Here is a 2,857-nt window from a genome sequence, read left to right on the forward strand (position 1 = left end):
CCGTCATCGGACTCGGCCCGTACGGCCTGCCCCTGGCCCAGGCCGCCGTCGCGGCCGGCATCCCCACCATCGGCTACCGGACCGGCGCACGGTGCAGGAACACTGACGACAGGGGATCGGTATGGGCAAGATCGTGGTGACGGAATTCGTGTCTTTGGACATGGTCATGGAAGCGCCCGGTGGTGAACCGGGCTATGCGCATTCTGGATGGGTCTTTCCGTACCAGGAGGGCGATCAGATGAAGTTCAAACTCGACGAAACCCTCGCCGCGGACGTGCTTCTACTCGGTCGGCGGACCTACGAGAGCTTTGCCGGTGCCTGGCCTGACCGCGAGGACGACCAAGGCTTCGCGGACAAGATGAACGAGATGCCCAAGTACGTCGTCACGAGTTCGACGGAGCCACTCGAGTGGAACAACTCGACGGCGCTCGACGGTCCCATCGAGGAATCTGTCCCGAAGCTCAAGGAGCAGATCGACGGCGAGATTCTGGTGGCGGGAAGTCGGACGCTCGTCCACGCGTTGTTGCTGGCCGGTCTGGTCGACGAGTTGCGACTGATGGTCTTTCCGGTCATTCTCGGGTCCGGCGGGAGAGTGTTCCCCGAATCGGCCGACAAGATCGTCCTCGAGTTGAAGGACGATCGTCGGTACGAATCCGGAGTTCAGGTACTGACGTACCACCCCACGGTCACGTAGACCTCTCGAAAACATCTGTGGCCGAGACTCTTCGAGAGTCTCGGCCACAGATGTCTTGCCGGTTAGCTGTTCTCGGGGAAGCCGAGGTTGATACCGCCGTGGCTGGGGTCGAGCCAGCGACTGGTGACGGCTTTACCTCGCGTGAAGAAATGAACACCTTCGGTCCCGTGAGCGTGGGTGTCACCGAAGAGGCTGTTCTTCCAGCCGCCGAAGCTGTAGTAGGCCATGGGAACCGGGATGGGGACATTGATGCCGATCATGCCGACCTCCACCTCGTTCTGGAAGCGTCTGGCAGCGCCGCCGTCGTTGGTGGGCGACTGCCAGCAGAAAGCCCCTGTCCAGCACGCGCATACCCGTGGCCGTCGGCCGACCGTTCGCGTAGTCGTCAGCCGCCTTCGCATGGCCCTGGGTGCAGAGACGATTGCCGTACAAGGCGAGCGTGCCGCCTCCGAGTCCGACCAGGAGCATGATCACGCTGGCAATCACGACAACACGACCGTGTTCATGATCGTTCCTGCGCTGGTGGCGATCACACCGCCGATGAGTGCGCCGACGACGATCTTCGGGGATTCGAGCTGGCCGCCGGAGTACTTTTCCCAGCCGAACTTTCCGCCGGCATAGACGAGTGCGCACACCCCGGCGAGGACGACGCCCCACAGCAGCCACCGACCGAGTCGGAGGAATCCTTCGGACTTCGGAGGCGCTTCGGGAGTGAGGTCGATCTGAGCGAGAATGTCGATGCCGGTCTGGAGCGTGTGAATGACCATGTGGTGGGCAACCTTTCAACTTTGTTGGGTTTTGATGCGGGCGATGATGGATTCGCGTAAGGCCTTGCCGAGTTCGGCGATGTCCGCCGGAACGTCGTCGGGGCCACGTTTGCGTTCCGGTTCCGGATCGAACGGTGACCACACCTGCAACGAGGTCGGGTCACGTACCAGCGGATACTGTTCGATCCACCCGACCCGCCACTGCGCCGCTGTGAGCGAGGTGACGAGGTCGAGAGTCTGTTGAATCGGCTTGGGCACCTTGCGCCCTGGCCGATCGGCGACGGTGATCAAACCGACGACCTGGCTGGGTCCGCCTTTGCCCGCCGCGTGCTGACGCAGCAGCTCGTGAGCGCGCACGAGACCGGACACCGTCTCGCGGGCGACGACGGCAACGAACGGACTCTGCCCGCCGTGACCGCCGGGCCACCGGCGACCACATTCAGCGGCCGGCGCGAGAACCTGCGCCAGAGTCGAAGTTCCGGCTCCGCCGTGAGCGCCGAGCAGCCACACCATCGGCTTCGGCGCACCAGGCGGCAGCGGGATCGGTTCGTCCCAGATCGGGGCCACCGCATCAGGAAGACGGACCGACGCATCGGTGAGGTCGACTCGGTGTCCCGTTTCGGCGGACAAGCGTTGCGCGCCCATCAGCGATCACTCCGGCTGTCCGCTGCGCGCACACTCACACTGCGGATCTGCTCGTACGCGGCAGCGGTGTCGGGTGCGAGGTCGGTCGCCGAAATCGTCAACCCCGACGCAAGGTGCTGGTCGTACGGGATTTCCTCGACCGCGAAGACCTTGCCGGTCAGGTGGTCGCGGAGCTGCGAGACATCGGCAGCAGCAGGGCCTGCGGTCTGGTGCGAGATGACCACGATCGTGCGATCGAGTGCCTTCTCTCCGGCGGTGAGCCGGATCGTCTCGAGGACGGCTCGCATCCGGTTGAATGCGTCGGCGCGGCACGGGACCGCGACAACGATCGTCGACCACGGTTCTCCCCGGAGCGACTGCGCACTCTCGCGGCCGAACGCTCGGTGCCCCAGGTCGTAGACCGTGGTGTCGACCTGGGCGCGGACGTACCGATCGACCTGCCGGAAGTCGGGTTCGATGGTTTCGAGCCAGTGGCGGCCGAGGACGTGGGCGCCGGCCGAGGTTGCCGAGGTGGACGCGCTGAACGACTCGTCAGCGTGCAGCGTCTCGGAGGATCCGAACATCGTCTCGATCGAGGTTTCCGAGACGGTCGAATCCGCTCCGCGCTCGACCAGGTCGCCGCCGCCGACCGTGGCATCGACGACAGCACTTGTCGCACCGATGGTCGACCACGCGTTCGCGAGACCAAGGACCTGCGCACGGCCCAGGCCTTCAACGCCTTCTACTTCACACCGGCGCTGGGCCGTGAGCC

The 2,857-nt window shown here is 64.8% G+C and carries 4 protein-coding genes and 1 pseudogene; 1 reads left to right on the top strand and 4 read right to left on the bottom strand.

Going from position 1 to position 2,857, the window contains the following annotated elements; translation table 11 throughout:
• Nucleotides 1-121 precede the first annotated feature (121 nt).
• Nucleotides 122-694 (top strand): dihydrofolate reductase family protein, encoded by a 573-nt coding sequence (locus tag ABT116_RS41810; RefSeq protein ID WP_351645598.1) that lies wholly within the window; start codon nucleotides 122-124, stop codon nucleotides 692-694.
• Nucleotides 695-756: 62 nt separating this feature from the next.
• Here ABT116_RS41810 and ABT116_RS41815 read toward each other — a convergent pair.
• The 4 genes and pseudogenes from ABT116_RS41815 to ABT116_RS41830 all read right to left on the bottom strand — a co-directional run.
• Nucleotides 757-1,005, bottom strand: a pseudogene (locus ABT116_RS41815) (aldehyde dehydrogenase family protein); the annotation flags it as partial.
• A 171-nt stretch (nucleotides 1,006-1,176) separates the two neighbouring features.
• A complete protein-coding gene (locus tag ABT116_RS41820; RefSeq protein WP_019749787.1) occupies nucleotides 1,177-1,461 on the bottom strand; it encodes a hypothetical protein in 285 nt (94 codons plus the stop codon).
• Between the two features lie 15 nt (nucleotides 1,462-1,476).
• Nucleotides 1,477-2,106 (bottom strand): DUF6668 family protein, encoded by a 630-nt coding sequence (locus ABT116_RS41825; protein WP_231783613.1) that lies wholly within the window; start codon nucleotides 2,104-2,106, stop codon nucleotides 1,477-1,479.
• A partial coding sequence (locus tag ABT116_RS41830; RefSeq protein WP_351645602.1) for a hypothetical protein occupies nucleotides 2,106-2,857 on the bottom strand: 752 nt, incomplete at its 5' end. The genes ABT116_RS41830 and ABT116_RS41825, both read right to left, overlap by 1 nt.

This window comes from Streptomyces sp. NPDC002130, from assembly GCF_040296465.1.
In the GTDB taxonomy this organism is placed as follows: domain Bacteria; phylum Actinomycetota; class Actinomycetes; order Streptomycetales; family Streptomycetaceae; genus Streptomyces.